Genomic DNA, 26788 nt, shown 5'->3' with positions numbered 1-26788 from the left:
AAGATCAGCGCGGCTATTCTTCCTTGATCCCCGCCCTTTGCGCGATCTCCTTCATCTCGGCGGTCTCCTTGCCGATGGCTCCTGCCCAGTCGCTGTAGCGCATGAAGCCCGGTTCGAAGCCGACCGTGGTGAAGCGCTCGATGACGGAAGGGCTGTTGACGATCTCCTCCAGCGCCGCCGTCAGCTTGTCGTGAACGGCCGGCGGCAGCCCCTTGGGCGCGACGACCGCGCCCCAGGACGCGAAGTCGATGCCGGTGTAGCCGAGCTCGGCAAGCGTCGGCACGTCGGGCAGGTAGGGCGTGCGCTTGCCGGAGAACACCGCGAGCACCTTGACGGTGCCCGCCTCGATCTGCGGCTTCACGGCGATCACGGTGTCGACGTGGTACTGGATGTGCTTGCCGATGAGGTCGTTCATCGCCGGTGCGCTGCCCTTGTAGGGCAGGTGGACCATCTTGACCCCGGCACTCGACTTGAACAGCTCGCCGGCGAAATGCGAGACGGTCGCGACGCCGAAGGATGCGAGCGACAGCTTGTCGGGATTGGCCTTCGCCTCGGCGACGAGCGAAGCGACGTCCTTGACCGGATTGTCCTTGTAAGTGACGAGCGCCAGCGTGATCTTGCCGACCTGGCCGAGCGGCTCGAAATCCTTGGCCGCGTCGTAAGGCACGCTTTCCTTCACGGCTGCCGGCAGCGTGAAGCTCGAGTTCGAGCTGAAGAACAGGGTGTATCCGTCAGGCGCCGAACGTGCGACTTCCTTGGCCGCGATCGTGGTGCCGCCCCCGGGACGGTTCATGATGATCACGGGCTTGCCGAGCCGCGTCTCCAGCTCGCCGCCGATGATGCGCGCGACCACATCGGAGGCGCCGCCCGGCGGGAAGGGGACGATCAATTGCAACGATTTCTCCGGATAGACCGTTTGAGCCGGCGCGAGCGAATTGCCGCCCATCAAGCCGACCAGTCCGAGAAAAATCGTGAGAGCCGTCCGCTTCATCGCATAGTTCTTCCGTGTTCACATGAGACGCCGTGCTGCTTAGCAATAATCGTTCCAGCCGCGGTTCAGGTGGGGTGTCTACGTTGTCGCAGGAAAAGTGCTCTGCGTCTCACTGATTGGTGAGCGCCGATTGCGGCCCGATCCGCCGCGTCCGATATTCCCATCATCGATCTGATGGAGATACTACATGAATATCGACCTTTCCGGAAAAACTGCACTGGTGACCGGCTCGACCGCTGGCATCGGCCACGCCATTGCCAGAGGTCTCGCCGCCTCCGGTGCGAGCGTCGTGATCAACGGGCGCGGCCAGGACAAGGTCGACGCCGCCGTGCGCAAGCTGGAAGCGGCGGGAGGCAAGGTGCGCGGCATCGCCGCCGACGTCTCGACGGCGGCGGGCTGCAAGGCGCTTGTGTCCGCGCTGCCCGAGGTCGACATCCTCATCAACAATGCCGGGATCTTCGAGCCGAAGGACTTTTTCGATATTCCGGACGAGGACTGGAGCCGCTTCTTCGAGGTCAACGTCATGAGCGGTGTGCGGCTGTCGCGCGAATATCTGAAGGGCATGCTCAAGCGCAACTGGGGCCGCATCGTCTTCATCTCCTCGGAATCCGGCCTCAACATTCCCGTCGAGATGATTCACTACGGCGTGAGCAAGACCGCCCAGCTCTCGGTCGCGCGCGGTCTGGCGCAGCTCACCCGCGGCACCGGCGTCACCGTCAATTCCGTGCTGCCGGGCCCGACCATGTCGGAGGGTGTCGAGACCTTCGTGAGGGATCTCGCGAAGCAAAACGGTCAGTCGGTGGATGAGGCCGTCGCCAATTTCGTCAAGCAGCATCGCCCGAGTTCGCTGATCCAGCGCTTCGCCAGCGTCGACGAGATCGCCAATATGGTGGTCTATGTTGCGTCGAAGGAAGCGTCCGCGACCAATGGCGCGGCGCTGCGGGCCGAGGGTGGTATCGTCAACACGATTGCCTGAGGCTGCGCACGTGCCGGCTTATGTGATCTCCGAGGTCGAGGTGCGCGATCAGGCGATGATGGAAGCCTATCGCGCGCTTGCGGCGCAGACTATCGCGCAATATGGCGGCCGCTACCTCGCGCGCGGCGGTGCCGCCGATGTGGTGGAGGGCGGCCCGCCGCCCAAGACCATCATCATCGTGGAGTTTCCCACGATGGCCCGCGCGCGCGAATGGTACGCCTCAGTGGAATATGCCGAGGCGTTGAAGCTGCGACAGACGGCGCTGGAGCGGCGGTTGATGTTCGTCGAGGGCATCGCTCCAGGAGCGCAACTGCCGTAGGGTGGGCAAAGCGAAGTGCCCACCACCTTTCTGCGCCCGTTGCGTGATGGTGGGCACGGCGCAAGCGCGCCTTTGCCCACCCTACGCAGCGGCGCTGTGCTCGCCTACCACCCCTCCAGCACGATCTTGCCGCGCGACTTGCCGCTCTCGAGCAGCGCGTGCGCGCGCTTGAGGTTGGCCGCGTTGATCGTGCCGAAGGTCTGGTCGAGCGTGGTGCGCAACACGCCCTTGTCGATGAGGTCGGCGACGTCATTGAGCAGATGATGCTGCGCGATCATGTCAGGCGTCTGGAACGAGGAACGCGTGAACATCGATTCCCAGTGCACCGAGATCGCCTTGCCCTTGAACGTGCTCATGGTGAACTCGGGCGGATCGTCGATCAGGCCGAACCGGCCTTGCGGCGCCATGAACTCGGCGATCGCCTTGTAGTGCTGATCGGTGAAGGTGAGGCTCGCCACCAGCGCCACCGGCGGCAGCTTGAGCTTCTCGATCTGCTCCTTCATCGGCTTGCCATGGTCGATCACCGCATGCGCGCCGAGATCGAGACACCACTCTTGCGATTCCGGCCGCGTCGCCGTCGCGAGCACCGTGAGGCCCGTGAGGCGGCGGGCGAGCTGGATCAGGATCGAACCGACGCCGCCGGCGCCGCCCGTGATCAGCAGCGTGCGCGGATCGACGCTCTTGCCCGGTACCGCGCCGAGGCGGTCGAACAGCAATTCCCACGCGGTGATGGAGGTGAGGGGGAGGGCGGCGGCCTGCGCGAACGACAGGCGCTTCGGCTTGTTGCCGACGATGCGTTCGTCGACCAGGTGGAATTCCGCATTGGTGCCCTGGCGCAGGATCGAGCCCGCGTAAAACACCTCGTCGCCCGGCTTGAACAGCGTGACCTCGGGCCCGACGGCGTCGACCACGCCGGCTGCGTCATAACCCAAGATCTTCGTCTCGCCCTCGGGCGGAACGGCGCGCTTGCGCACCTTGTAGTCGACCGGATTGGCCGAGATCGCCTTCACGGCGACGCGTATGTCGCGCCCCTTGGGCTCGGGCTTTGCGGTCTCGAAATCGAACAGCGCGTCCTGATCCTCGATCGGAAGCGATTTCTTGTAGCCAACGGCCTTCATGGCTTGTCTCCATCAGATAGCGCGCAGCTTGTGACGTGCGCCCGGCCTGCTAACTGTCCCGCTGGCCCCGGTTTGGCAAGTACTGTAAATTCGGGGATATAGTCCCTGTTTGGATACTATTGGGAAAACACGCATGAAGCGGCGAGATTTTACCCGGCGTCCCGGCTGCTCGGTCGAGGCGACGCTGGACCTGATCGACGGCAAGTGGAAGGGCGTGATCCTCTACCACCTTCAGGACGGCACCCAGCGCTTCGGCGAACTGCGGCGCCGGATGCCCGGCATCACCCAGCGCATGCTGACAAAACAGCTTCGCGCGCTGGAGGAGGACAAGCTCGTCATCCGCAAGGTCTATGCCGAGGTGCCGCCGCGGGTGGAGTATTGCCTCTCCGAACTCGGCGAGAGCCTCAGGCCCGTGATCGACATCCTGAAGGCGTGGGGCGAGAGCCATCAGCAACGGCTGTCCTGCGCGCCGGCGCCCGAGGCGGCGGAACCGGTCAAGAAGCCGAAGCGAGCAGCGTGAATGTCCGGGAGCGGACTGCGCCGCTCCCGGACAAGATTGCGTCAGAACGCAAACTGCGTGCGCATCGCGACCGCGTCGAACTTCGAGCCGACGTCGGCGGTCGAGACCGGCGAGGCTTGCTTCGACACCGTGCCATGCAGGTAGTCCAGCATGAAGCGGACATTGCCGTTGACGTACCAGTTGAGCGCGAGCGTGTAGACCGTCTGGCGTCCGCCGGCGATGCCGGCGGCAGTCGCGAGCTGATTATTCAGATCCATAGTGGAATAGCGGCCGGCGATCTCCCAGGCGCCCCAGCCACCGCCATCGAGCGAGAACGGATGATCGGGCTTCACGCCGCCATAGGAGGCGTTCGCTGGATTGTACTTGCGCGATTCCCCGGTCAAGACGTAGGCCGCTTCCGCGTAGCCGCCCTGGAATTTCAGGCTTGGCGCTCCGATTAACGGCACGCTGGTGTTCGCGTTGCGATCGATGTTGAACCAGTAGTATTCGCCCTGGAGGAACAGCGATCCATAGGTCGCGGCGGCTTCGACACCATAAACCTGCGCGCCCGCGACATTGGCAATCGCACCGGTCGAGATCAGTGTCGTAGGGTCAATTCGCAGCTCAGGCCGGTCGCTGAGCGTGAGCGTCTGCGTGTTGGCGACCAGATTGCGCGGCGGCTGAATCAGCCACTGTGCGTCGCCGCCGAGATGCAGCGAATAATCCTTGCCGCTGACGAGCTGGCCCGCAACGCGGGCCGTCGCGCCGTACTGCTCGCTGGTGCCCGGAGGTGAGACGCTCGACGCTGAGTGAATCGCACCCGTGGTCGGACCCGTCACGTACGCGCCGGCCCAGAACACGTCGTTGTACCAGCGGGCGCCGACGGCAGAACGGAAATCGCCGGCGGCGATATTTTGCGCGATCACGCCGACCGAGGCGCGCTCCATGAAGGGAATGTCGTTGGAGCTCGAGGACTCATCGAGGGTCCAGGCAAGGTCCATGATGCCGGCCTCGATCGCCATCTTGCCGCCAAAAGGCTTCAGCCCGGTGTAGCTCACATACGCGTTCTCGATGCCGGATGTGCCACCGCCGGGCAGGAAGCCGACAGGAGTAGCGCCGGCGGCCCCCGTGCCGCCGAAGCCGTCAGCCGAACCGCCGAAGTCGTAGATCAGGGCAAAATTCCAGTCTTCGAGGAACTTGCCGACGACGCCGATGCGTGCGCGACGGACGTTCTCGCCGCTGTCGAGTTTCTGCGGCACGGTGCCTGCCGTATTGGGACGATAATCGTAGCCGCCGACATCCCAGTGCACGCGGCTCGTGATCGCGACGCAGTTCGCTCCGTCGGCCGTGCAGATGGTCGGCCGGTTGTTCGGCATCGTCACGACGACGCCGGAAGCCGGCGCCGGGCCCTTGAGCGGGATCGCCGCATTGGCATTGGCGACGACCGCTTTCGCCTCCGAGCGCGCTTCGGCCTTGGCTTCGGCCTTCGCCTCGGCTTTGGCTTTCGCCGTCGCTGCGGTGTTCGCTGCGGTCTGGCTCTGGAGCTTGTCGAGCTTCTGCTCGAGCATCTTCAGCTGCTGCTTCAGGAGTGCGATCTCCTGTTCGCTGTTGCTGGCCGATTGGGCCTGGGCTTGCGATGCCGCCAGCACGCCGGCGAGACCAATCGCCGTGGCTGCAATTCTTGTCCTGCTCACGTTACGCCTCCATCGTTTGACGAACTTCCCCAAGTCGCGAACGGAGAGCCTAGGAAGGATCGATGACTGCCCCGCGACGCTGCGTCCGGTTGCGTGGTTCCCACTGATGCAAATTCGCCGCAACCGAATCCGCCTTGCATCACCATGCAAGATGACGCGTATCATGCCAATCCGTAGCGCCGGGCAAATTGCCATTTCGCACACCGGGCCGGTATGCGGCGGGCGCCGGAAGGGGGGTGAATATTGCCATCCCGCGCCCTTCTATTGGGGGGCGAACGCGCCTATATTCCGGCGTCTTTTCCAAGAGGTAGGAATGTTTCGATCGACCTGGACCGCCGTCGTCACGGCATTGTGCATAGGCTTTTCGACCCACTTCAATCCGGCAGCGGCGCAGGACCGTCGGGCCCCGTAGTCACCGGCCGAGCTGCGGCTGTCCTATGCGCCGATCGTGCAGCGGGTGCAGCCGGCGGTCGTCAACGTCTATGCCGCCAAGGTGGTGCAGAACCGCAATCCGCTGCTGGATGATCCCATCTTCCGCCGCTTCTTCGGCGTGCCCGGCCAGCAGCCCGAGCAGATGCAGCGCTCGCTCGGCTCCGGCGTCATCGTCGATGCGTCGGGCCTCGTCGTCACCAATGTCCACGTCATCGAGGGCGCGGACCAGGTCAAGGTGTCGCTGTCGGACAAGCGCGAGTTCGAGGCCGAGATCCTGCTGAAGGATCCCCGCACCGATCTCGCCGTGTTGCGCCTGAAGGACACCAAGGAGAAATTTCCAACGCTCGACTTCACCAATTCCGACGAGCTGCTGGTCGGCGACGTCGTGCTCGCGATCGGCAACCCCTTCGGCGTCGGCCAGACCGTGACCCACGGCATCATCTCGGCGCTGGCGCGCACGCAGGTCGGCATCACCGACTACCAGTTCTTCATCCAAACCGATGCGGCGATCAATCCCGGCAATTCCGGCGGTGCACTGGTTGACATGAGCGGCAAGCTTGCCGGCATCAACACCGCGATCTATTCGCGCTCCGGCGGCTCGCAGGGCATCGGCTTTGCGATCCCCGCCAACATGGTGCGCGTGGTCGTCGCTTCCGCCAAGGGCGGCGGCAAGGCGGTGAAGCGTCCCTGGCTCGGCGCGAAGTTGCAGGCGGTGACGCCCGAGATCGCCGAAAGCCTCGGCTTGCGTTCGCCGACCGGCGCGCTGGTCGCGAGCGTGGTCTCGAACGGTCCCGCAGCGAAGGCCGGCCTGAAATCCTCCGATCTGATCACCGGGATCGACGGCCAGACCGTGGATGATCCCAATGCCTTCGACTACCGCTTCGCGACGCGTCCACTCGGCGGTTCCGCGCAGATCGACGTGCAGCGCGGCGGCAAGCCGCTCAAGCTCGCGATCGCGCTGGAGACCGCACCCGACGCCGGCCGCAACGAGCTCGTCATCACTGCGCGTTCGCCGTTCCAGGGCGCGAAGGTCTCGACCATCACGCCGGCGGTTGCCGACGAGCTGCATCTGGACGCCGACACCGAAGGCGTCGTGATCGCCGATCTCGGCGGCGACAGCGCGGCCGCGAATGTCGGCTTCCAGAAGGGCGACATCATCCTGGCTGTCAACAATCAGAAGATCAGCAAGACCGGCGATCTCGAAAAGGCTGCGGGTGAGCGCCCGCGGATCTGGCGCATCACGCTGGTGCGCGGCGGGCAGCAGATCAACGTCACGCTGGGCGGATGAGTCCGAAGCGACCACAGGAGACGCCAACTCTCTTTGCCGCGGCGGGGCTCGATCACGAGGCTCCGCATCCGCTGCCGGACCGGCTGCGCCCGCGCGCGTTGTCGGAGGTCGTCGGCCAGGATCACATCCTCGGCCCCGACGGCGCGCTGACGCGCATGCTGGAGACGCGCACGCTCGGCTCGCTGGTGTTCTGGGGCCCGCCCGGCACCGGCAAGACCACGGTGGCGCGGCTGCTGGCGGACGCGACCGACCTGCATTTCGAGCAGATCTCCGCCGTGTTCTCCGGCGTCGCCGATTTGAAGAAGGCATTCGACGCAGCGCGTGCCCGCCGCGAGATGGGCAAGGGCACGCTGCTGTTCGTCGACGAGGTGCACCGCTTCAACCGCGCCCAGCAGGATTCGTTTCTGCCCGTGATGGAAGACGGCACGGTGGTGATGGTCGGCGCCACCACCGAGAATCCGTCCTTCGAGCTCAACGCGGCGCTTCTGTCGCGCGCGCGCGTGCTGGTGTTTCGCTCGCTCGATGCTGCCGCGATCGAGAAGCTGTTTGCGCACGCCGAGGAGGTCGAGGGCAAGAAGCTGCCGCTCGATGCGGAAGCACGCGCGGTGCTGGTGCGCATGGCCGACGGCGATGGAAGGGCCTCGCTGACGCTTGCCGAAGAGGTTTGGCGCTCTGCACGGGCTGACGAGATTTTCAATGCCGCGCAGTTGCAGGACATCCTGCAGCGCCGCGCCCCGATCTATGACAAGTCGGCCGATGGCCATTACAACCTGATCTCGGCGCTGCATAAGTCGGTGCGCGGCTCCGATCCCGACGCGGCGCTGTATTATCTCGCGCGCATGCTCGATGCCGGCGAGGACCCGCTGTTCCTGGCCCGCCGCGTCGTGCGCATGGCGGTCGAGGACATCGGGCTTGCCGATCCGCAGGCGCTCGTCATCGCCAATGCCGCCAAGGACGCCTTCGACTTCCTCGGCCATCCCGAAGGCGAGCTCGCCATCGCGCAAGCGGTGGTCTATCTCGCCACTGCGCCGAAATCGAACGCGGTCTACACCGCCTTCGGGGCCGCCATGCAGACCGCAAAGCAGGCCGGCTCGCTGCTGCCGCCAAAGCACATCCTCAATTCCCCGACCAAGCTGATGAAGTCGGAAGGCTACGGCGCAGCCTACGAATACGACCACGACGCCCCCGACGCCTTCTCCGGCCAGGATTATTTCCCGGAAGCCCTGGGCCGCCAGACCTTCTACGATCCGCCCGAGCGCGGTTTCGAGCGGGAGATCCGGAAGCGGCTGGATTACTGGGCCAAGCTGCGGAAGGAGCGGGGCGGCTCGCGCTAGAAACGGCCATTTCGCCGTGACGGGAGCCGGCTTTTAGGGTACGCAGGCAGCCATGAGCCGCCGCATCAAGAGAATGAATCCAAAGCCCCGTTCGCGTGACGAGCGCAACGATTCGCGTCCGTTCAAGGCGCGCACCGCAAAGAAAGCGGGACCGCGGCCGGGTGGCAAGCCGGGGACGAAGCCGCCGCGCTTTGCGGGCGAGCGCGCCGAGCGGCGGCCGCCCAAGGCTGCTGCACAGGAAAGGCCTGCGCCCGAAAAGCCGGTCGAGGCGCTGCTGCCGACCAAGGTGCAGACCGTCACCGTGACCGCCGACGAGAACAACATGCGGGTCGATCGCTTCCTCGAGGCGCGCTTTCCCGGCCTGTCGTTCTCCCACATCCAGCGCGTCGTCCGCAAAGGTGAGCTCCGCGTCGACGGCAAGCGCGTCGACAGCAAGGACCGGCTGGAGGAGGGGCAGAGCGTCCGCATCCCGCCGCTGAAGCTCGACGCGCCCAAGGCCGTCGGCGAGCTCTCGGAGGCTGCGCAGAAGACGCTCAAGGCGCTGAAGGAGATGACGATCTACGAGGACGACGACGTCCTCGTGCTTAACAAGCCGTTTGGGCTTGCGGTGCAGGGCGGCTCCGGCACGACGCGGCACATCGACCAGATGCTGGAGGTGATGCGCGACTCCAAGGGGCAGAAGCCGCGGCTTGTGCACCGGATTGACAAGGACACGTCGGGCTGCCTCCTGATCGCGAAGACCCGTTTCGCTGCTTCGCACCTGACCGGCGCGTTCCGCTCGCGGTCGGCGCGAAAGGTCTATTGGGCGCTGGTGCCGGGGCTGCCGAAGCCGAAGCAGGGCCGCATCTCGACCTTTCTCGCGAAAGAGGAGAGCGAGGACGACACCATCATGCGTATCGCCCAGCACGGCGATGAGGGCGCCAGCCACGCGGTGACCTATTACGCCGTGGTCGAGACCGCCGGCAACAAGCTGACCTGGGTGTCGCTGAAGCCGGTGACGGGCCGCACCCACCAGCTCCGCGCACATATGGAGCATATCGGCCATCCCATCGTCGGCGATCCCAAATATTTCAACATCGAGAACTGGCAGCTGCCGGGCGGCCTGCAAAACCGGCTGCATCTGCTGGCGCGCCGCATCGTCATTCCGCATCCGCGCGGCGGCGTGATCGACGCCACCGCCCCGCTGCCGCCGCACATGCAGCAGTCGTGGAATCTGCTCGGGCTCGATGCAAGCCGGTTTGATCCGATCGAGAACGCGCCTGAGGAATAGTGAATCCGTAGGCGAGGGAGTTTCCGCGACGTCGTCCTGGCGAAAGCCAGGACCCATTACCCCAGGGAGGGGTTTGGCGAAGACTCCTCGTTCGGTATTCCGACCTCTCGCGATCGATAGATCACGCGGTATGGGTCCTGGCCTTCGCCAGGACGACATCAGGTGTTTGGCGAGCGGCTTACCCCCTCAACTCCGAAACTGCTCCAGAAACATCCGCAAGCTGTCGTGCGAGCTCTCGACATCGGTGATCAGCCAGCCCTCGGGTCCGTTGACGAGGATGAAGTTCAGCGTCACCCGGCGGCCGTGATTGTCGAAATTCGCCGCGACATAGGTCTTGTCGTATTGCCTGCGGGCCACCGCGATCGCGACCGGGCCGAGCTTCCAGCTCGGGCTCTGCACCAGGAAATCATAGGGCTCGGCCCTCGGCGTGCTCCAGGCCTTGCGCAGCGGGAAATCGAAGAACTGCCGGGCGGTGGCGCCATCCCGCGGCAGGCCTTTTGACAGTTCCGGCGCGCCCTGGCCGTAATGGGCGTAGACATTGCGAACCAGCGATTCCGGGCTACGAAAGCCTGCCTCCGCCGCGGCCAGTCCAAGTCCCGCATATAGGGCGACAATGCCCGTAAGTTCCCTCATGCCCGCCGCTCGCTTTATCGGCCACAGGTCTTAGCTTAAAAGCCTAGCATCCAGCCGCGGAGACCGAAAACCCAAGATGCGTGAATTGTTCGATGAAGCTGCGGGCCAGTCTCCGCGCGATCCGCGGGAATCGGCCCGCCAGTCCGCGCGCACGCCGCAGCGCAAGCGCTTCTACAAGGAGGCCGGCGTCGCCGAGGCCGAAGGCGGCTTCGCCATCACACTCGACGGCAGGCCGATCCGCACGCCGTCCGGCCGCCAGGTCGTGATCCCCTCGCGCGCGCTGGCCGACGCGGTCGCCGCCGAATGGGCGGCCCAGGGCGAGACGATCGATCCCGTGACCATGCCGCTGACGCGGATCGCCAACAGCGTGGTCGAGGGCGTGGTCGACCGCGTCGAGCTCGTCAGCGACGACCTTGCGAAATATTTCGAGTCCGACCTGCTGTTCTATCGCGCCGGCCATCCCGAGGCGCTCGTGGCCCGCGAGGCCACGCATTGGGATCCCGTGCTGTTCTGGGCCGCGGAGACGCTGGGCGCGCATTTCATCCTGTCCGAGGGCATCATGCATGTGAAGCAGCCGGACGAGGCGGTCGAGGCCGCCCGCGCGGCACTGCCCGGGGATGCCTGGTCGGTCGCGGCGCTTCATGTGGTGACGACCCTGACCGGCTCGGCCCTGCTGGCGCTGGCCCTGGCCCATGGCGTGCGCGGGGCCGACCAGGTCTGGGCCGCCGCCCATGTCGACGAGGACTGGAACGCCGACCAATGGGGCGTGGACGAGGAGGCCGCGGCACGCCGGGCCGCCCGCGCGCGGGATTTCGAGGCTGCCGTGGCGGTTCTAGACGCGGTGAAGGTGCCTGCGGTCAAAGGTCCTTAACGAGAGGTTTACGAGGGCAGCCTTAGGGTGGGACCAGCGTTCCCTGGGCCCCCCGAGATGCCGACGACGCCGATAAGCTCGATCGTTCCCGTCAGTGCTGCCAGCTCTGTTGCTGATGCGGCGACGCCCGATCTCGTGCTTCAGGCCGGCAGCGTCGTCGATGCCAGAGTGGTCAGCGTTCTCGCCGACAATCTGGTGCGGATCGCGATCGCAAACCTCTCCCTCGACGTGATGTCGGAAGTCGCGCTGTCGCCTGGACAAAATCTTCAGCTCGCGGTGTCGCAGAACGACGGCACGATCCGGCTCGCCGTCGTCAACGGCGCAGGCGAGGCGGCGGCCGACCAGGTCACGCTGACGCCGGCCGCGGCTTCGCTGGTAGAGAGCCCGCCGCTCGCGCCGTCCGCAACACCTTGACGCCATCGGAGCAGGTTGCTGTCACAATGGCTTCGGCCGAGGCCGCGAGCAAGCAGGGCAGCCAGGCGCCGCTGTTCGCTAATCTCGCCTCCGTCGTCACCGGCAGCGATCTGCCGGCGGGATTGAAGCAGGCGGTGCTCGACGTGCTCGCGCAGCAGACGCCGCTCAATGCACAGCTCGACGGCCCCGATATCGAATCCGCCTTCCAGAAGTCCGGCCTGTTTCTCGAGGCCTCATTGGCCGCTGGCGCGACGCCATCGCAAGGCGCCGTGCCGGACCTGAAGGCGGCGCTGCTGGTGCTGCGCCAGACGCTGGCCGCGACCTCAGGCGCGCGCGAGACCGGCGTGCCGCAGGCAGCGGCGCAAGGCACTGCGCCGCTGACAAGCGTCACGACCACACCGCAGACCGCAGCGTCCGCACTTCAGGTGGCGGGCGAGGCCGCGCAAGCGGCATTGCCGTCGCCTGATACGGAGATCGCCCAGCCGATGCAACTGCCGCGCGGCGCTGCGCTCGCAGCCGCCGTGCTGGCCGACATGGCGGGCGAGACGCCGCAGACGGCGGGCCCGCGAACCATGTCCGCGGGCCTTGCCGCGAGCCTCCTGCAGGAGGTTACGCAAAACCTGCCGCGCATGATCGGCAACGTGCCGGGCTCGAACAAGGCGGTGCCCGATGGCCACGTCTTCGAGGCCGCCGCGCGCGGGACGCCACCGCCGTTCCGCGGCGCGCTGCCGTCGCCGCAGTCCATCGCCTCGCCGTCGCTCGCGCCGGATACGCCGCTGGCCGCGACCGTGCACCGTCTGCTCGACGACACCGATGCCGCGATCGCGCGGCAGACCTTGCTCCAGGTCGCCTCGCTCCCCGATCGCACCGATGCCTCCGGCCATCGCATAGATCCGGCCGTGCCGCAGTGGAATTTCGAGATTCCCTTTGCGACGCCGCAGGGCACCGCCATGGCGCAGTTCGAGATCTCGCGCGACGGCGGTAACGAATCCGCCGATCCCGCCAAGCGCGCCTGGCGCGCGCGATTCACGCTCAATGTCGAGCCGGCCGGCCCCGTGCATGCGCTGATCACGCTGAACGGCGACAAGACCTTCGTGCGGATGTGGGCGGAGCGGCCGGCGACCGCGCAGCAGCTCCGTGCCGGGATCGGTGAGCTCAGCCAGGCGATGACCAGGGCCGAGCTCAAGCCCGGCGACATCGTGGTGCGCGACGGCACGCCGCCGCAGCCGGCGCCGGCCCGCGCCGGCCACTTCCTGGACCGCGCAACATGAGTGATCCGTCCAAGCTCGCGATTGCGCTGCATTACGAGAAGGGCTCTGGCGCGCCTGTCGTCGTCGCCAAGGGCAAAGGCACGATCGGCGAAAAAATCGTCGAGATTGCCAAGGCCAACGACATCCCGATCGAGGAAAACGAGATTTTGGCCGGCGCGTTGTCCAAGGTCGAGCTCGGCGAGGAGATCCCGCCCGATCTCTACAAGGCCGTCGCCGAAGTGCTGGTGTTCGTGCTGCGGCTGTCGGGGCGGGGGCGCTGACGCGCTGTCATCGTTTCACCACGATAGCGGCTGCATGGTCGCGTGGCATTTCTCAGTTCAACGGACATCGCCCTTGCTTACCCGCCGTTCCACTCTCGGTCTTCTCACTGCTGCCGCCACCATGCCGCAGCGCGCGCTCGCCCATGTCGCGCCGCCGCGCAATGAGATCCGCGACAGCCTGGCAAAACGCTTCACCGATCTCGGCACATCAGGCACCTTCGTCGGCTACAAGGTCGAGGACTATCTGATCGTCGCCAGCGACAAGGAGCGCTCGGGCGAGGGGAAGCTGCCGGCCTCGACCTTCAAGATTCCGAACTCGCTGATAGCGCTGGAGACCGGCGTGGTTGCCGATCCTGACAAGGACGTGTTCCCCTGGGACGGCGTGAAGCGGCCGATCGAAGCGTGGAACAAGGATCACACGCTGCGCAGTGCCATCGCGGTCAGTGCGGTGCCGGTCTATCAGGAGATCGCGCGCCGCATCGGGCAGGAGCGCATGCAGAAATACGTCGACCTGCTCGACTACGGCAATCGCGACATTGGCGGCGGCATCGACCAGTTCTGGCTCACCGGAGCCTTGCGTATCGATCCGGTCGAGCAGGTCGATTTCGTCGACCGGCTGCGGCGCCGCGCGCTGCCGATTTCCAAACGCAGCCAGGATCTCGTCGCTGACATCCTGCCGGTGACCAAGGTCGGCGATAGCGTCATCCGCGCCAAGTCCGGCCTCTTGGGCGCCGAGCGCGGCGAGCCGTCGTTGGGCTGGATGGTCGGCTGGGCCGAGAAGGGCGAGGCGCACACCGTGTTTGCGCTCAACATGGATTGTACCGAGCCGCGCCTCGTCGGCCAGCGCATGCCGCTGACGCAAGCCTGCCTTGCCGAGATCGGCGCCGTCTGAGCGCAGCCGCGCTGATCTGCATTGCGAGCGCAGCGATGCCGTAGGATGGGCAAAGGCGCGTAGCGCCGTGCCCACCATCTCTCGATACGGTCACCTGTAGTTGGTGGGCACGCTTCGCTTTGCCCACCCTACGGTATCGCGTGCGGACCAGACCCTCTCAGCCCAGCTTCAACAACGCCTGCAAAAACTCCTCCACGGCCTTGCGCGACTCCGCGGCGGTTGCGGGATTGCCGCCGACATGCGGATTGAGCTCGACGCAGGAATCCTTGTAGGTGAAGGGCGCTTGCGTGCTGGCGTTCATCAGCACGCCGCCGTCGCCTTCCTTGATCTGGCAATTGCGCACGGTCTGCGCGTTGGCGGAGACAGCCACGGTGGCGGCGCCGAGCAGGCCGCTGTCAAAGCCGTGCGCGCTATCGGGGTATTCGGTCAGCACCACGTCGCGCCCGGCGGCCTTGAGCCGCTCGACGAAGGCCTTGCAGCTCTTCACGGGGTTGTAGTCATCAGGCGTGCCGTGGAAGATGCGGATCGGGCGCGCCGCGACATCGGTATCGCCGACGTAGCTCGTCGAGCAATCCGGATAGAACGGGACGTAGGCGGCGAACTGGATGCCGGACTTGTTCCAGAGCTTGTTGAAGCGGTCGAGGCTCGCATAGAGCGTTGCCTGTCCGCCGCGCGAAAAGCCCATCAGCACGATGCGGTCGGGGTCGACGCGGGGATGCTTCGCCAGAATCTCGAGCGAGCGGTAGATGTCGACGATCAGGTTGAGCCGGCCGAGCAGGGCCTGGTTCGGTCCGACCACCGTCAGTCCGCGGCCGGTAAAGCCGTCGATCACGAAGGTCGAGATGCCCATGGCGTTGAAGGCGTGGACCCAGGCTTCCGTGGTGGCGCCGACGCCGCTGGAGCCGTGCATCAGCACCACGACGGGGAGTTTTCCACTGCCCTGCGCGACGCGGAATTCGCCCGCGACCGTCACGACCTTGCCGGCGGCCGCATCGCCGCTCAAAAATTGCTGGTCGGAGAGGGTGAGCGAGGGGATCGGGTAGATCTCCGCGCGGGTGGCGACTTCCTTGGGAAGGGATTGCGCGTTGGCGAACGCGGCTGAGACGCAAAGCGCGATGAGCGCGGCAGCGGCGCGGAATGCCCTCGGCATCGGATTCTCCCTGATATTTTTTTTGCAGTAGAACAACAGGCCCGCGCGCTGTCAATTTGGCGCGCGGCGGCCTCAGGCCTTGTCGGCCGCCTTCTTCGTCGTCAGCGCCTGGTCGATGGCAAAGCCGCCGATCTCGCTCATGGCCTGCGAGATCACGTCGCCGCTTCTGGCAAAGCCGCTGGAGAGATAGTCGAACTGCGTCCGCGCCAGCCGCAGCACCTCGATCGGCACGGAGACCGCGGTCTCGTTAAAGCTGTCGACGGAGGCGCGCAGCGTCTCCAGCTCGGTGCTGAGCTTGCCGATGTGGCTTTCCGCGTCCTGCATCAGGCCGAGCAGCTTGCCGCGCTCGACATCGAACGCCGCACGTTCGGCTGCCGCAGCCGCCGTCACCTCGGTCAACTGCGCCCGCAGCGCCTCGATCTGGCTGACCATGGCGTCGGAGGCAAGCTCGGCGGCCTCGCGCAGCTCGACATGGCGTGTGTTCTCTTCATGCTGCTGATGATAGAGCCGCTCGGCTGACATCGCCCGCTGCGTCAGGGACTCGATCAGGCTTGCGGCACGCAGCAGCATCTCGCCGTTCCGCCCTGACACCATGCTGGCCATGCGCCGCAGGAAGTCGACGGTTTCGGACGACGAGTTCGGCGGCAGGGGGACGACCGTCGCGGACATGAGGTGATGCTTGCAGTCAGACGTGAGGACCGCCGCCGTACCGACTGGGCTCACGCAACATTCGGCGCCTGATCGTAAGCCTGGAGCAAGCCTGAATCGCCGCGCCCGGTCAACCGACCAGCACGGACAAAATCGACCCTTCCGCCGCCAAGTCGCGCGCGGGATCAGGCGTCCTTCTGCCGGCCAATCCGCCCGAGATGGGTAAAGCCGAACCCGGCTGAATATTTCAGGCCATAGCCCAGCGCCCGGTCGATGCCGATATGGGCCAGCCAGATCAAGGCGATGGATAAGGTGAGCGGCGAGGCGAGGCCGAAGCCCAGCGTCAGCAGCGCCACCGGCGCCATGTAGCTGTGGGCGGCGTTGTAGACCAGCGCGCCGAACCTGGCGCCCGAGAGGTATGCCAGGAAGCTCAGATCGGGGACGAAAAAGAGCAGGGCAAAGACGAGCCAGGAGCCGTCCCAGGCCCAGTAGAGCACCACCATGCCTGCAAACAGCGTCAGGCCCTCCAGCCGCAGCAGGATGTTGACACCGCCCGTCACAGTGCCGGTCTCGGCCGTTCCTTGGTCCATCGTCGCCTCCCAGGCAAAACTCTGTAATTCCTTGCGCTTTCCCGCTGCGGCAAGGCAGCCCTGCGGGCCCGAAAGCCGCTTCCCGGCCCGCAAAATGCCGTGTTAGAACCCCCGGCAATCGCATTTAGGCTAAGAACTGGCGGGAGCAAATGAAACATATCCTGGACGCCCTTGAAGATCGTCGTGCCGGCGCAAAGCTCGGCGGCGGGGAGAAGCGCATCGAGGCGCAGCACGCCCGCGGCAAGCTGACCGCGCGCGAGCGCATCGAGCTCCTGCTCGACAAGGGATCGTTCGAGGAGTTCGACATGTTCGTCGAGCACCGCTCCACCGAGTTCGGCATGGAGAAGACCAAGGTGCCCGGCGACGGCGTCGTCACCGGCTGGGGCACCGTCAATGGCCGCAAGACGTTTGTCTTTGCCAAGGATTTTACGGTGTTCGGCGGGTCGCTCTCTGAAACCCATGCGCTGAAAATTACGAAACTCCAGGACATGGCGATGAAGGCGCGGGCGCCCATCATCGGCCTCTACGACGCGGGCGGTGCCCGCATCCAGGAAGGCGTCGCCGCGCTCGCCGGCTATTCCTACGTGTTCCGCCGCAACGTGCTGGCCTCCGGCGTGATCCCGCAGATCTCCGTCATCATGGGTCCCTGCGCCGGCGGCGACGTCTATTCGCCCGCCATGACCGACTTCATCTTCATGGTGAAGAACACCAGCTACATGTTCGTCACGGGCCCCGACGTCGTGAAGACCGTCACCAACGAAGTCGTCACCGCCGAGGAGCTCGGCGGCGCCTCGGTGCACGCCACGCGCTCCTCGATCGCCGACGGCGCCTTCGAGAACGACGTCGAGACGCTTCTGCAGATGCGGCGCCTGATCGACTTCCTGCCGTCCAACAACACCGACGGCGTGCCGGAATGGCCGAGCTTCGACGACATCGGCCGCGTGGACATGTCCTTGGACACGCTGATCCCCGACAATCCGAACAAGCCCTACGACATGAAGGAGCTGATCCTGAAGGTCGTGGACGAGGGCGACTTCTTCGAGATCGCGGAGAGCTTTGCGAAGAACATCGTCACCGGCTTCGGCCGCATCGCCGGCCGCACCGTCGGCTTCGTCGCCAACCAGCCGATGGTGCTGGCGGGCGTGCTCGACAGCGACGCCTCGCGCAAGGCCGCGCGCTTCGTCCGCTTCTGTGATGCCTTCAACATCCCGATCGTCACCTTCGTCGACGTGCCGGGCTTCCTGCCGGGCACCGCGCAGGAATATGGCGGCCTGATCAAGCATGGCGCCAAGCTCCTGTTCGCCTATTCGCAGTGCACCGTGCCGCTCGTCACCATCATCACCCGCAAGGCCTATGGCGGCGCCTTCGACGTCATGGCCTCCAAGGAAATCGGCGCCGACATGAACTACGCCTGGCCGACTGCCCAGATCGCCGTAATGGGCGCCAAGGGCGCGGTCGAGATCATCTTCCGCTCAGACATCGGCGACCCCGACAAGATCGCGGCGCGAACGAAGGAATACGAAGACCGCTTCCTGTCCCCCTTCATTGCCGCCGAGCGCGGCTACATCGACGACGTCATCATGCCGCACTCGACCCGCAAGCGCATTGCGCGGGCGCTGGCGATGCTGAAGGACAAGAAGGTGGAAATGCCGGCGAAGAAGCACGACAATTTGCCGTTGTGAGATCTCGTAGCCTGGATGAGCGAAGCGACATCCGGTTTTCCACTCAAGAGTCCCGCATGTCGCGTCGCTCATGCGGGCTACTGGCTACGCTTCTGATTTGGCATCCTCGATCAAGATCCGATGACCGAACACGATCCGACCGACGAAATTTCACAGATCGAAGATCGGATCGAGCGGCTCGCCGAGATTGCCGAGCGGTGCCGGAAGTACATTCTCGCGTCCAAGATCGCCATCGGCGGCGGGGGCGCGCTGCTGTTGGTCGCGATCCTCGGCCTGTTTGGGACAGGTCAGACCGCCGCGCTCGGATCAATCGCTCTGGTGCTGGGCGGGATCGTGTCACTTGGCTCGAATGTCAGCACGTTGCGGCAGACGGAGAGCGCGATCGGTGATGCGGAGGCGCTTCGATCCCGGCTGATCGGCAGGATCGACCTGCGCGTGGTTGCCGATGCGCCGATGAAGCTGGTGTGACGCGCCGGCCGTTCGGCACCTTTGTTCACTGCCCCAGCTTCGCCCGTCCCTTGCATCGCTGCCAGTGGCTTCCGGCGCGAAATCGGCTGTCTCTGGCCGCTTGCAATTGCCTTCTGGTGGCCTACCATGAAAAGCGTTGGGACCTTGAAGGAGTGCAGCCATGGAACTCACCGTGGTGCCGATCGTCAAGCCGGACGCAACCAACTTCATCTTCGGCCAGTCGCATTTCATCAAGACTGTGGAAGACCTCCATGAGGCGCTGGTGGGCGCAGTTCCGGGCATCCGCTTCGGGCTGGCCTTCTGCGAGGCCTCCGGCAAGCGGCTGGTGCGCTGGTCGGGGAACGACGAAGCCGCGATCGCGCTTGCACGCGACAACGCAATGGCCATCGGCGCCGGCCATACATTCCTGATCTTCCTGGGCGACGGATTCTTTCCAGTCAACGTGCTGGCTGCGGTGCGTGCGGCGCCGGAGGTCTGCCGCATCTACTGCGCGACGGCCAACCCCACACAAGTGATCGTCGCGCAAACGGAGCAGGGCTGCGGCGTGCTCGGGGTGGTGGATGGCGCCTCACCGCTGGGTGTCGAAACCGACGAGGACATTGCGTGGCGGAAAGACCTGCTGCGAAAGATCGGCTACAAGCTGTAGTGGCTGGATGCAGCCGAAGCGGCGGGCCTGCATCGACAAGACCGTCGAACCCACAACCGCAAGATGCCCGGCACATTAATCGCCGGCGCTCTCAAGCTCCAGACCCGAGGAGCAACACCATGAAGCAAAACATCCCCGAAGAATTTCCCACCGGCTTGATGGATTGGAGTCGCTTTGTGATCAAGGGCAGCAAGATGCCGCCCCGGGATCCTGATGACGATGAAGAGGACCAGGACGAGGACGAGGAGGGAGAAGAGGAGGGGGACGACGACGAACCGGCGGTCGTACGCGAGCCGGACGAAGACTAGAAAAGTGGATGGCAGTTGGCGTACAATATCTCCCATGAGTTGGGATGCGAAAGACGTAGCGCTGCTCAAAAAACTCTGGGTCCAAGGACAGAGTGCCGCGCAGATCGCGCGCCGTCTCGGGTGTAGCCGTAACGCTGTCTGCGGCAGGCTAACTCGCTTGGGCCTGACGCGTGGCCACAAGCCGCCAACAGCAAAACCCAAGATAAGGTCGGTCCGGAAGCGAGAGCCGGCGTTGTTGGTTGCCTGTGCCCAACCGGCAGCCAAGAAGGTGTCGCGGAAGACAACAAACAAGCAGCCCAAGGAATTCAGCAAGCACCAGCTTTACGCCATGCTAGCTGAAGCGGTCAGGAATACGGGCTAACGGGCTACCGCGACGTTGTTGCGGCGCGGGCTCAATGAGCCGAGTCCGACCGGGTTGGGAGGGGCAATGGATCATTGGACCCGCTGGTTACCAGGTCTTGGCACCCTTCGTCGATATCAAGGGAAGTGGCATTCGCACGATATCTTCGCTGGATTCGTATTGGCGACAATGCTGGTCCCGGTTGGCATTGCCTATGCGGAGGCGTCGGGCTTGCCCGGTATCCAGGGTCCATACGCAACGATCACAGCGCTCCTCGCTTACGCGCTGTTCGGTCCAAGCCGCATCCTCGTCCTGGGACCAGACTCGGCTCTGGCAGCCATTGTATCGTGGGGGTTGTCGGTCCATTGTCGGGTGGCGATCCCATGCGCGCCATAACCTTGGCCGGCATGATGGCAATCGTTTCCGGCACGGCATGTATTCTGGCAGGCATTCTACGCCTGGGCTTTGTAACCGAACTTCTCTCCAAGCCAATACGCCACGGTTACATGAACGGAATTGCATTGACCGTATTGATCAGTCAACTGCCAAAGCTGTTCGGCTTTACGATCGAAAGCGAAGGACCTCTGCGGAGCCTGTGGGCGATCGCCGGTGCAATCACCGAAGGAAAGACAAGCTGGGTAGCCCTTGGGCTCGGGCTCGGCACGCTGACGGTGATCCTTCTGCTCGAGAGCAACAAGCGGCTGCCAGGCATTCTGATTGCCGTCGTCGGGGCAATGGCCGTCGCGGGCGCGCTGGATCTTGGGAGGACTGGGAGGACCGAGCCAAAGCCTAGTCTCGATGGACCTTGGTGCGCCCTGCGATCGTGGCGTCCTTTCAGCGCCGATATCGTGCTAGGCTCGACTGTGGCAGGGAGCACCTGCTTCCTGCTTCATACCGAACGGGAGGACGACATGCCTGAGAGCGTCTACAAGGTCATAGAACTGATCGGCACCAGCAACGATTCCTGGGAAAAGGCCGCCGCCAACGCGGTCGAGCAGGCTGCAAAATCTCTTCGTGACCTTCGTGTCGCAGAGGTCGTCAAGCTCGATATTCAGCTGGACGCCAAAGGAAAAGTAGAGGCCTATCGCGCTAAACTCAACGTGTCGTTCAAGTTCGAGGGCACCTGAGCTTAAGCAAACCTCGCCTCGCATGCGGGGCGAGGTCGGATCTTACGCGCAGGGTTAGCGCTCAAACGGTCGACGTGAATTGTGTCCCTCTTGGAGAGCGCACGATCATGAAGGTCTTGCCACTGCTCGTGGTCGCCATGGGTGTCGTCGCGTGGGAAGCGACCGCACAGGACGCACAATGCGTCCGCGAACGCGTCGCCATGGTCGAGGCCATCCGGGCCTACGCCCGGTCCGCTGCCGGTGTTTTGGGACAGCAAGGCTTGTCGGAGAAGGTCCTTGAGGCCGTGGCGCAAACGAAACGCCACCTGTTCATCCCTGAGCAATCTTGCTCTATCGCATACGCCGATAGACCGATACCAATCGGCCTCGGCCAGACCATATCGCAGCCGTACATTGTGGCCTTGATGACCCAGTTGGCCGAGGTCGCGCCCGATCACGTTGTGCTCGAAGTCGGTACCGGTTCGGGCTACCAGGCCGCCATCCTCGCGCAGCTCGCGCGAAAGGTCTGCAGCATCGAGATCATCCCGCAATTGGCCGAGACCGCCGCGAAAACACTAAGGGACCTCGCGTATGACAACGTGAGCGTCAGGCTTGGCGATGGCTACGATGGCTGGCCCGAATGTGGTCCTTTTGACGCAGTCGTCGTGACTGCCGCGCTCGGGGAGCCACCGCCGCCGCTGATCGAGCAGCTTAAAGTAGGTGGCCGACTCGTCATGCCGGTGGGCCCCGGTTACGGCACCCAGCAGCTCACGGTCGTCGAAAAAATCGCTCCTGGCAAGACGACGACGCGCGCCGTCGCCCTCGTGCGGTTTGTCCCGTTTACGCGTTCGCAAAACTAGAAGCCAGGGTGGAACAGGTTGAGCGCGTAAGGTCGGTGAGCCTTGCGACTGCGCGAAGCGCAGTTCGCTGGGCGTAACCCACCAATTTTGTTGAGGCGGACATTGGCGGATTGGGCTTCGCTAATCCGTCTGCGTTAGCGTGCCTCATCCGCCGCAGCAAAATGCGCCATCTGGTCGGCGCGGGCCTTGGCGAAGGCCGGGCGGCCCGTGGCGCGCGCGACGTAGTCGCGGCAAGCCGGATGTGCCGCCAACCCATCGAAGCGATCGACGACGCGCAGCACGTCCGACATCAGGATGTCGGCGACGGAGAAGGAGCCCGCCAGCCATTCGCGGCCGGCGAGCACCGGCTCCATGTGCTTGAGGCGGAGCTTGAGGAAGTCGTCGACGAACTTCACGGCAGGTGAGCCATCGTCACTGCCGGTGAACTTGAACATCGTCCACGGCAGGGCCGGCATCTCCACCGAATTGAGCGCCGCGAACATCCACGTCGTCGCCTCGTTACGGCCGCGCGGATCGGTCGGCATCAGCTTCGCGCTGCGCTCGCCCAGATGCAGCAGGATCGCGCCGCTCTCGAAGATCGAGAGGTCGCCGTCGGTCAGCCACGGCACCTGGCCGAAGGGCTGGTGCGCGAAATGCGCGGCGTCCCGCGGTCCGAACGGCACGCTCGCGACGCGGTACGGTAACGCGGCCTCTTCGAGAGCCCAGCGCACACGGAGGTCGCGCACGAAACCCCTGGGCATCTCGGGAACCCAGTCGAAAGTGGTGAGGGTGAGGTCGGCCATGCGGTGTCTCCCAGTGCTGCTCAAGGCATAGGACGGGCGAGGGACGTGCGTTCCGACATCGGTGTCAACTCTTTTTGTCGCCGGCGACTTGAGCGGTTAGTCTCGCCCCAAAACAACAGGAGGAAACGTCGATGCCATCCGCCTTCTTCGTCGTCCGCGCCACCGTCACCGACGCCAGCAAGCGTGCCGCCTTCGACACATGGTACGAGACCGCGCACCTGCCCGACGCGGTGACGGCGTTCGGCGTAGCCAAGGCCTGGCGGTTCTGGAGCCTGGACGATCCCTCCCTGCATCAGGCTATGTATCAGTTCGACGACGAAGCCAAGCTCGCGGCGATGCTCAGAGGTGACGCGCTGAAAAAGCTCGTCGCCGATTTGAACCGCGACTGGCCCGACGTGAAACGGGCGCGAGACGCTGGTGCTGGCGCAGGAGTTTGCGAAGTAGTTCCTGTCGCCTTTGCAACGAATCTGAACGGACGATTCAGCCGCAGTTCATATCGCAGGCCCGACACTTGCTCGGCATCATCAACGCGTGCCTGAGAGGAAGATGTCATGGAACGCCGCAATTTTTTGAAACTTGCATTCGGTGCCGCGGCGGGAGCCGCCGCGTTCACCGCCGCCGCACAGGCCGCGCCGCTGGCGCCGCAGCCGCTCGGTGATCCCCGCATGCCGCAAGGCAATCCGGATGCTCATCCCGCCGTCACCACCAGTGACGAAGCTGCGCAGCTCAAGCCCGAGCAGGTGCACTGGCACGGTCGTGGCCATCACTGGGGCTGGCGCCGCCGCCACTGGGGCTGGCGTCGCCGGCGCTGGCATCGCCGCCACTGGTAGGCGCCCGGCCGTCGAGGCCTGGACGGGGATCGCGGTTCGCGATCCCCGTTTTGATTCGGCGCTCCTGCAAGCCGATGTGCTGCAGAGCGCTGAAAAGAAAATGGCCGCGCAGGCTGTCGCCGCGCGGCCATTCGCGATGCGAAAGGACGAGATCAGAACGGCCGGCAACGGCCGGCGTACCAGCGGAAGCCATAGGGGCACACGCGCGGACGCACGACTACGACCGGCGCGGGGCGGGGCGCCACGACGACAACCGGCGGGCGCCCGGCCATCGGACGGCAGCCGCCATAGGGGCCGCGATACCAGCCGGGGCCGCAACCGCCGGCGGCGCTGGCCGCTTCGCTGAAACCGACGACCGCGCTGGCGAGCATGACGGCGGCGAAGAGATATTTCATTTGAACTTCCTTCTCGTCCTCGGGACAGAATGTTTGGGCAGCGCGCTTGCGGCGCACAATGAATCAAAAGACACGATTCGACACGTTAAATCTGGGGAGAAACGTGCCGACACGTCGCGATCCAAACCTGCCAATCATGACCTGAATGCGGCATGAACGTTGTCCGCATACGGCTTCAGGCGACAGCAATGGCGCCAGCGGCCCGTTCCGATGGAATCGAAGCGGGCCTCCAGGTTCTTTGTTCTGACGCTACGCGAACCGGTATCCACTTTGCTCGAAAACGCTCTACCGGCCGAGAAAGCCGAGCACCAGCTCCCTGTATTTCTCCGGCGCTTCCAGGAAGACGAGATGGCCGGTGTCGAGGATCACCTCGGCCCGCGCATTCGGCATCTTCGCAGCAAACGCCTTCGCGAGCTCGGCGTTCTGCCCCATCTTCGCGCGCAGCGCTTCCGGTGCGTTTGGCCGGCCCGGTGCGTTGTGGTCGTCGGCGCCCATGATGAACAGCGTCGGCTCGGTGATCAGCGCGACCTCGTGCGCGACCGGCTCGCGATAGATCATCTGCCCGGAGCTCACGAAGGCGCGCAGCCAGCGCGGATAGTCGGGGCTGCCCTTGATGTTGAAGCGGGCGTCGATGAACGGCGTGATTGCATCCGGCGGCAGCTTGATCGCGTAATTGGTCTGGAGCTGCTTGCGATAGCCCTCGGCCGTCAGCTTGTCTTCGCTCTCGATCATCTTCTCGGTCGGCGTCGGCGGCACGTAGAGGCGGTAGTCCTCCAGCCCGATGGGCGCGGTCAGCACGAGGTGGGCGACCCTGTCGGGATAAGCGCGGGCGATGCGCACGCCCAGCATGCCGCCGAGCGAATGCGCGACAACCTCGGCCTTGTCGATCTTGAGGTGATCGAGCAGCGCGATGGTGTTGCGCGCCAGCGTGTCGAAATGCAGCTCGCCTTGCGGCTTGGAGGATTTGCCGAAGCCGATCTGGTCCGGCACCACGACGCGGAATCCGGCCTCACTGAGCATCGTGATGACGGGCGCCCAGTAGCTCGACGGGAAATTGCGCCCGTGCAGCAGCACCACGGTGCGGCCGTTCGGTTGCTGAGGCGCCACGTCCATGTAGGCCATGCTGAGCTGCTCGCCGTCGTTGACAACAGGCAGCAGGTGCACGGGATAGGGATAGGCGAAGCCTTCGAGCGCGATGCCGTAAGGCTCGCGTGGTGTGGTGTCGGCGGCGTATGCGGCAAGAGGGGCGGCGAGGAGGGCGGCGGCAAGCGCGGCCGGGAGGAAGCGGATCATTGGGCTCTCTGGCTTTTGCAGAACGTCATTCCGGGGCGCGTCGAAGACGCGACCCCGGAATCTCGAGATTCCGGGTCTGGTCCTTCGGACCATCCCGGAATGACGGTGCCAGTAAACCTGTGAACAGCCGGGTCAAGCCCGGCCATGACGAGAGTGAGAGCTAACACGCGATTGTGTGCCGTCACGCTTCCGGCGTGATCAGTCCTTCCCATTCCCGAACAGCGCGGCAAACTGTTTCTCGCCGGTGCGGGTGAAATTCACCACGCGGCTGCCCGGCGTGGCGTCGCGCGCGGCCCATTTCAGCTCGGTGAAGCGCTGCATCATGGTGGCGCCCAGCGTGCCGGCGAGATGGTGGCGCCGCTCGCTCCAATCCAGGCAGGCCTTGCACACCGGCCGGCGCGGATGGGCGAGCATGTCGGGCGAGATCTGCAAATGTTTGGCGAGGAAGCGTTCGCCCTCGGCGGTCAGCTCGATGTCCTGTTTCTTCTGCCTGACCAGGTTTCGCTCGCGCATGGTGTCGAGCATCTGCACGCCGAGATCGCCGGCGAGATGATCGTAGCAGATGCGCGCGCGCCGCAGCGCCGGATCCTTCGGTCCCGTGCGCACGCGCATGTGGCCGGTGCGAGCGGCGAGGCCCGCAAGCCCTTCGAGCACGCCGGCAACGTCGTCGTCGGTGAGGCGGTAGTAGCGATGCCGGCCCTGCTTCTCCGGCTCGACCAGCCCGCCGGCCTCGAGCTTCGAAAGGTGCGAGCTCGCCGTCTGCGGCGTGATGCCGGCCTCCTGCGCGAGCTCGCTCGCGGTCAGCGCGCGTCCGTTCATCAGCGCCGTGAGCATGTTGGCGCGGGCGGGGTCGCCGACCAGCGAAGCGACCATGGCGATGTCGGGTCCTGATTTCATGCTTCGATGGTAGCCGAAGCATTGCGGTCGGGCAAGCGCGTAGGCTCTCACCAAGTCGTCATTGCGAGGAGCCCGTGACAAAATTGCGAAGCAATTTTGCACTGGCGACGAAGCAATCCAGGCTGTCTCCGCGGAGAGATTCCTGGATTGCTTCGCTGCGCTCGCAATGACGAGGTGGAAACACAGGAGCCTTACATGTCCGTCACCGTCTTCATCCGCTACCAGCTCGATCCGTTCAAGCGCGCGCAGTTCGAGGAATACTCGAAGCGCTGGCTCACTATCATTCCGAAATGCGGCGGCGACCTGATCGGCTATTTCATGCCGCACGAGGGCACCAACAACATCGCCTTCGCACTGATCACCTTCGAGAGCCTGGCCGCCTACGAGGCCTACCGCGCCCGGCTGCGCCAGGATGCGGAAGGCATGGCGAACTTTCATTTCGCCGAGGAACACAAGTTCATCCTCGCGGAAGAGCGCACCTTCCTGCGCAAGGTGGTATTGTAGGCCACGACACCGTCAGCAGGAGACGCC

30 protein-coding genes and 2 pseudogenes are annotated in these 26788 nt (G+C 64.9%); 21 read left to right on the top strand and 11 right to left on the bottom strand.

Translation table 11 applies throughout. The features are described 5' to 3' along the window. Positions 1-13: 13 nt before the first annotated feature. Positions 14-991 carry a Bug family tripartite tricarboxylate transporter substrate binding protein gene (locus tag BJA_RS27135; protein WP_011088130.1) on the bottom strand — a complete coding sequence of 326 codons (978 nt, stop codon included), beginning with the start codon at positions 989-991 and terminating at the stop codon, positions 14-16. Positions 992-1178: 187 nt separating this feature from the next. On the opposite strand from BJA_RS27135, the gene BJA_RS27130 reads away from it, so the two are divergent. Further along, positions 1179-1967 (top strand): SDR family NAD(P)-dependent oxidoreductase, encoded by a 789-nt coding sequence (locus BJA_RS27130; protein ID WP_011088129.1) that lies wholly within the window; start codon positions 1179-1181, stop codon positions 1965-1967. A 10-nt stretch (positions 1968-1977) separates the two neighbouring features. Continuing rightward, positions 1978-2286 (top strand): DUF1330 domain-containing protein, encoded by a 309-nt coding sequence (locus BJA_RS27125; RefSeq protein WP_028171395.1) that lies wholly within the window; start codon positions 1978-1980, stop codon positions 2284-2286. A gap of 104 nt (positions 2287-2390) precedes the next feature. Here BJA_RS27125 and BJA_RS27120 read toward each other — a convergent pair whose 3' ends face one another. Beyond that, entirely contained in the window at positions 2391-3404 is a 1014-nt protein-coding gene (locus BJA_RS27120) for a zinc-binding alcohol dehydrogenase family protein (protein ID WP_011088127.1), read from the bottom strand. 133 nt (positions 3405-3537) lie between these two features. Between BJA_RS27120 and BJA_RS27115 the strand changes: the two genes are divergently transcribed. Further along, entirely contained in the window at positions 3538-3924 is a 387-nt protein-coding gene (locus BJA_RS27115) for a winged helix-turn-helix transcriptional regulator (RefSeq protein ID WP_011088126.1), read from the top strand. A gap of 41 nt (positions 3925-3965) precedes the next feature. Here the strand turns inward: BJA_RS27115 and BJA_RS27110 are convergent, their stop codons facing one another. Then, positions 3966-5597 carry an OprO/OprP family phosphate-selective porin gene (locus BJA_RS27110; RefSeq protein WP_038967062.1) on the bottom strand — a complete coding sequence of 544 codons (1632 nt, stop codon included), beginning with the start codon at positions 5595-5597 and terminating at the stop codon, positions 3966-3968. A gap of 424 nt (positions 5598-6021) precedes the next feature. Between BJA_RS27110 and BJA_RS27105 the strand changes: the two genes are divergently transcribed. The 3 genes from BJA_RS27105 to BJA_RS27095 are packed head-to-tail and all read left to right on the top strand — an operon-like array spanning position 6022 to position 9921. After that, complete coding sequence (locus tag BJA_RS27105) at positions 6022-7317, top strand: DegQ family serine endoprotease (RefSeq protein WP_244423872.1); 1296 nt, start codon at positions 6022-6024, stop codon at positions 7315-7317. Next, positions 7314-8651: a replication-associated recombination protein A gene (locus BJA_RS27100; protein WP_011088123.1), complete on the top strand. Its 1338-nt coding sequence runs from the start codon at positions 7314-7316 to the stop codon at positions 8649-8651. The genes BJA_RS27105 and BJA_RS27100 overlap by 4 nt, the downstream gene beginning before the upstream one ends. A 52-nt stretch (positions 8652-8703) precedes the next feature. Next, positions 8704-9921 (top strand): RluA family pseudouridine synthase, encoded by a 1218-nt coding sequence (locus BJA_RS27095; RefSeq protein ID WP_011088122.1) that lies wholly within the window; start codon positions 8704-8706, stop codon positions 9919-9921. A gap of 186 nt (positions 9922-10107) precedes the next feature. Here the strand turns inward: BJA_RS27095 and BJA_RS27090 are convergent, their stop codons facing one another. Further along, positions 10108-10554 carry a hypothetical protein gene (locus tag BJA_RS27090; protein ID WP_011088121.1) on the bottom strand — a complete coding sequence of 149 codons (447 nt, stop codon included), beginning with the start codon at positions 10552-10554 and terminating at the stop codon, positions 10108-10110. A 76-nt stretch (positions 10555-10630) separates the two neighbouring features. Here BJA_RS27090 and BJA_RS27085 point away from each other — a divergent pair, with 76 nt between their 5' ends. From BJA_RS27085 to BJA_RS27070, 4 genes and pseudogenes are all read left to right on the top strand, one after another. Continuing rightward, on the top strand, positions 10631-11425 hold the full coding sequence (locus tag BJA_RS27085; protein ID WP_011088120.1) for an ATP12 family chaperone protein: 795 nt from the start codon (positions 10631-10633) through the stop codon (positions 11423-11425). 57 nt (positions 11426-11482) lie between these two features. Continuing rightward, positions 11483-13110: pseudogene (locus tag BJA_RS27080) on the top strand (flagellar hook-length control protein FliK). After that, positions 13107-13370, top strand: coding sequence for an EscU/YscU/HrcU family type III secretion system export apparatus switch protein (locus BJA_RS27075; protein ID WP_011088117.1), 264 nt, complete (start codon positions 13107-13109; stop codon positions 13368-13370). The pseudogene BJA_RS27080 and the gene BJA_RS27075 overlap by 4 nt, the downstream one beginning before the upstream one ends. A 73-nt stretch (positions 13371-13443) precedes the next feature. Further along, positions 13444-14262, top strand: coding sequence for a class D beta-lactamase (locus BJA_RS27070; protein WP_038967065.1), 819 nt, complete (start codon positions 13444-13446; stop codon positions 14260-14262). A gap of 157 nt (positions 14263-14419) precedes the next feature. Here the strand turns inward: BJA_RS27070 and BJA_RS27065 are convergent, their stop codons facing one another. The 3 genes from BJA_RS27065 to BJA_RS27055 all read right to left on the bottom strand — a co-directional run bounded on the left by BJA_RS27065 (position 14420) and on the right by BJA_RS27055 (position 16650). Continuing rightward, the gene (locus BJA_RS27065) at positions 14420-15412 is read right to left on the bottom strand and encodes a dienelactone hydrolase family protein (RefSeq protein WP_011088115.1); all 993 of its coding nucleotides are present in this window, start codon (positions 15410-15412) and stop codon (positions 14420-14422) included. Between the two features lie 72 nt (positions 15413-15484). Next, a complete protein-coding gene (locus BJA_RS27060) occupies positions 15485-16081 on the bottom strand; it encodes a hypothetical protein (protein ID WP_038967066.1) in 597 nt (198 codons plus the stop codon). Positions 16082-16245: 164 nt separating this feature from the next. After that, positions 16246-16650 (bottom strand): DUF4260 domain-containing protein, encoded by a 405-nt coding sequence (locus tag BJA_RS27055; RefSeq protein WP_011088113.1) that lies wholly within the window; start codon positions 16648-16650, stop codon positions 16246-16248. Between the two features lie 149 nt (positions 16651-16799). Between BJA_RS27055 and BJA_RS27050 the strand changes: the two genes are divergently transcribed. The 8 genes from BJA_RS27050 (at position 16800) to BJA_RS27015 (ending at position 22060) form a co-directional block, all read left to right on the top strand. After that, positions 16800-18332, top strand: a complete 1533-nt coding sequence (locus BJA_RS27050) for an acyl-CoA carboxylase subunit beta (protein ID WP_011088112.1) — start codon at positions 16800-16802, stop codon at positions 18330-18332. Positions 18333-18452: 120 nt separating this feature from the next. Next, positions 18453-18800: a hypothetical protein gene (locus BJA_RS27045; protein ID WP_011088111.1), complete on the top strand. Its 348-nt coding sequence runs from the start codon at positions 18453-18455 to the stop codon at positions 18798-18800. 160 nt (positions 18801-18960) lie between these two features. Then, on the top strand, positions 18961-19446 hold the full coding sequence (locus BJA_RS27040; RefSeq protein ID WP_011088110.1) for an adenosine-specific kinase: 486 nt from the start codon (positions 18961-18963) through the stop codon (positions 19444-19446). A gap of 119 nt (positions 19447-19565) precedes the next feature. Beyond that, positions 19566-19754 carry a hypothetical protein gene (locus BJA_RS27035; RefSeq protein WP_038967070.1) on the top strand — a complete coding sequence of 63 codons (189 nt, stop codon included), beginning with the start codon at positions 19566-19568 and terminating at the stop codon, positions 19752-19754. Further along, positions 19666-20115 (top strand): GcrA family cell cycle regulator, encoded by a 450-nt coding sequence (locus BJA_RS27030; protein WP_338076381.1) that lies wholly within the window; start codon positions 19666-19668, stop codon positions 20113-20115. Before BJA_RS27035 ends, BJA_RS27030 begins: the two co-directional genes overlap by 89 nt. Positions 20116-20181: 66 nt before the next feature. Then, positions 20182-20490, top strand: a complete 309-nt coding sequence (locus tag BJA_RS44070) for a SulP family inorganic anion transporter (RefSeq protein WP_011088109.1) — start codon at positions 20182-20184, stop codon at positions 20488-20490. Next, a complete protein-coding gene (locus BJA_RS44065; RefSeq protein WP_011088108.1) occupies positions 20478-21221 on the top strand; it encodes a dodecin family protein in 744 nt (247 codons plus the stop codon). Before BJA_RS44070 ends, BJA_RS44065 begins: the two co-directional genes overlap by 13 nt. A 107-nt stretch (positions 21222-21328) precedes the next feature. Further along, complete coding sequence (locus BJA_RS27015) at positions 21329-22060, top strand: protein-L-isoaspartate(D-aspartate) O-methyltransferase (RefSeq protein WP_051000352.1); 732 nt, start codon at positions 21329-21331, stop codon at positions 22058-22060. 134 nt (positions 22061-22194) lie between these two features. On the opposite strand, the gene BJA_RS27010 is transcribed toward BJA_RS27015, so the two are convergent. Next, positions 22195-22842, bottom strand: a complete 648-nt coding sequence (locus BJA_RS27010; protein WP_011088106.1) for a glutathione S-transferase family protein — start codon at positions 22840-22842, stop codon at positions 22195-22197. Between the two features lie 131 nt (positions 22843-22973). Between BJA_RS27010 and BJA_RS27005 the strand changes: the two are divergent. Both BJA_RS27005 and BJA_RS27000 read left to right on the top strand, forming a co-directional pair. Then, positions 22974-23286 (top strand): annotated as a pseudogene (locus BJA_RS27005) (hypothetical protein). A 107-nt stretch (positions 23287-23393) separates the two neighbouring features. Beyond that, complete coding sequence (locus BJA_RS27000) at positions 23394-23672, top strand: twin-arginine translocation signal domain-containing protein (RefSeq protein WP_038967072.1); 279 nt, start codon at positions 23394-23396, stop codon at positions 23670-23672. Between the two features lie 152 nt (positions 23673-23824). Here BJA_RS27000 and BJA_RS26995 read toward each other — a convergent pair whose 3' ends face one another. The 3 genes from BJA_RS26995 to BJA_RS26985 form a co-directional block, all read right to left on the bottom strand. Next, the gene (locus BJA_RS26995; protein ID WP_008143062.1) at positions 23825-24067 is read right to left on the bottom strand and encodes a GCG_CRPN prefix-to-repeats domain-containing protein; all 243 of its coding nucleotides are present in this window, start codon (positions 24065-24067) and stop codon (positions 23825-23827) included. A 285-nt stretch (positions 24068-24352) separates the two neighbouring features. After that, positions 24353-25360, bottom strand: coding sequence for an alpha/beta fold hydrolase (locus BJA_RS26990; RefSeq protein WP_028171412.1), 1008 nt, complete (start codon positions 25358-25360; stop codon positions 24353-24355). A 198-nt stretch (positions 25361-25558) separates the two neighbouring features. Further along, positions 25559-26257, bottom strand: coding sequence for an ArsR family transcriptional regulator (locus BJA_RS26985; RefSeq protein WP_028171413.1), 699 nt, complete (start codon positions 26255-26257; stop codon positions 25559-25561). A gap of 195 nt (positions 26258-26452) precedes the next feature. Here BJA_RS26985 and BJA_RS26980 point away from each other — a divergent pair, with 195 nt between their 5' ends. Then, a complete protein-coding gene (locus tag BJA_RS26980) occupies positions 26453-26761 on the top strand; it encodes an NIPSNAP family protein (protein ID WP_018647290.1) in 309 nt (102 codons plus the stop codon). The last annotated feature ends 27 nt before the right edge of the window (positions 26762-26788 follow it).

This window comes from Bradyrhizobium diazoefficiens USDA 110, from assembly GCF_000011365.1.
Taxonomy (GTDB): Bacteria; Pseudomonadota; Alphaproteobacteria; order Rhizobiales; family Xanthobacteraceae; genus Bradyrhizobium; species Bradyrhizobium diazoefficiens.
The sequence above is the reverse complement of the archived record's forward strand: the minus strand, read 5'-3'. Positions and strand labels throughout refer to the sequence as shown.

What these genes read in the sequence shown, in the direction of transcription:
- BJA_RS27135 (WP_011088130.1), bottom strand. Translation starts at nt 991, where the DNA reads ATGAAGCGGACGGCTCTCACGATTTTTCTCGGACTGGTCGGCTTGATG.
- BJA_RS27120 (WP_011088127.1), bottom strand. Translation starts at nt 3,404, where the DNA reads ATGAAGGCCGTTGGCTACAAGAAATCGCTTCCGATCGAGGATCAGGAC.
- BJA_RS27045 (WP_011088111.1), top strand. Translation starts at nt 18,453, where the DNA reads ATGACCGAACACGATCCGACCGACGAAATTTCACAGATCGAAGATCGG.
- BJA_RS27130 (WP_011088129.1), top strand. Translation starts at nt 1,179, where the DNA reads ATGAATATCGACCTTTCCGGAAAAACTGCACTGGTGACCGGCTCGACC.
- BJA_RS27060 (WP_038967066.1), bottom strand. Translation starts at nt 16,081, where the DNA reads ATGTCCGCGACGGTCGTCCCCCTGCCGCCGAACTCGTCGTCCGAAACC.
- BJA_RS44070 (WP_011088109.1), top strand. Translation starts at nt 20,182, where the DNA reads ATGGATCATTGGACCCGCTGGTTACCAGGTCTTGGCACCCTTCGTCGA.
- BJA_RS26990 (WP_028171412.1), bottom strand. Translation starts at nt 25,360, where the DNA reads ATGATCCGCTTCCTCCCGGCCGCGCTTGCCGCCGCCCTCCTCGCCGCC.
- BJA_RS27015 (WP_051000352.1), top strand. Translation starts at nt 21,329, where the DNA reads ATGAAGGTCTTGCCACTGCTCGTGGTCGCCATGGGTGTCGTCGCGTGG.
- BJA_RS26995 (WP_008143062.1), bottom strand. Translation starts at nt 24,067, where the DNA reads ATGAAATATCTCTTCGCCGCCGTCATGCTCGCCAGCGCGGTCGTCGGT.
- BJA_RS27000 (WP_038967072.1), top strand. Translation starts at nt 23,394, where the DNA reads ATGGAACGCCGCAATTTTTTGAAACTTGCATTCGGTGCCGCGGCGGGA.
- BJA_RS26985 (WP_028171413.1), bottom strand. Translation starts at nt 26,257, where the DNA reads ATGAAATCAGGACCCGACATCGCCATGGTCGCTTCGCTGGTCGGCGAC.
- BJA_RS27055 (WP_011088113.1), bottom strand. Translation starts at nt 16,650, where the DNA reads ATGGACCAAGGAACGGCCGAGACCGGCACTGTGACGGGCGGTGTCAAC.
- BJA_RS27095 (WP_011088122.1), top strand. Translation starts at nt 8,704, where the DNA reads ATGAGCCGCCGCATCAAGAGAATGAATCCAAAGCCCCGTTCGCGTGAC.
- BJA_RS27010 (WP_011088106.1), bottom strand. Translation starts at nt 22,842, where the DNA reads ATGGCCGACCTCACCCTCACCACTTTCGACTGGGTTCCCGAGATGCCC.
- BJA_RS27115 (WP_011088126.1), top strand. Translation starts at nt 3,538, where the DNA reads ATGAAGCGGCGAGATTTTACCCGGCGTCCCGGCTGCTCGGTCGAGGCG.
- BJA_RS26980 (WP_018647290.1), top strand. Translation starts at nt 26,453, where the DNA reads ATGTCCGTCACCGTCTTCATCCGCTACCAGCTCGATCCGTTCAAGCGC.
- BJA_RS27030 (WP_338076381.1), top strand. Translation starts at nt 19,666, where the DNA reads ATGAAGAGGACCAGGACGAGGACGAGGAGGGAGAAGAGGAGGGGGACG.
- BJA_RS27090 (WP_011088121.1), bottom strand. Translation starts at nt 10,554, where the DNA reads ATGAGGGAACTTACGGGCATTGTCGCCCTATATGCGGGACTTGGACTG.
- BJA_RS27035 (WP_038967070.1), top strand. Translation starts at nt 19,566, where the DNA reads ATGAAGCAAAACATCCCCGAAGAATTTCCCACCGGCTTGATGGATTGG.
- BJA_RS27085 (WP_011088120.1), top strand. Translation starts at nt 10,631, where the DNA reads ATGCGTGAATTGTTCGATGAAGCTGCGGGCCAGTCTCCGCGCGATCCG.
- BJA_RS27075 (WP_011088117.1), top strand. Translation starts at nt 13,107, where the DNA reads ATGAGTGATCCGTCCAAGCTCGCGATTGCGCTGCATTACGAGAAGGGC.
- BJA_RS27100 (WP_011088123.1), top strand. Translation starts at nt 7,314, where the DNA reads ATGAGTCCGAAGCGACCACAGGAGACGCCAACTCTCTTTGCCGCGGCG.
- BJA_RS27040 (WP_011088110.1), top strand. Translation starts at nt 18,961, where the DNA reads ATGGAACTCACCGTGGTGCCGATCGTCAAGCCGGACGCAACCAACTTC.
- BJA_RS44065 (WP_011088108.1), top strand. Translation starts at nt 20,478, where the DNA reads ATGCGCGCCATAACCTTGGCCGGCATGATGGCAATCGTTTCCGGCACG.
- BJA_RS27050 (WP_011088112.1), top strand. Translation starts at nt 16,800, where the DNA reads ATGAAACATATCCTGGACGCCCTTGAAGATCGTCGTGCCGGCGCAAAG.
- BJA_RS27065 (WP_011088115.1), bottom strand. Translation starts at nt 15,412, where the DNA reads ATGCCGAGGGCATTCCGCGCCGCTGCCGCGCTCATCGCGCTTTGCGTC.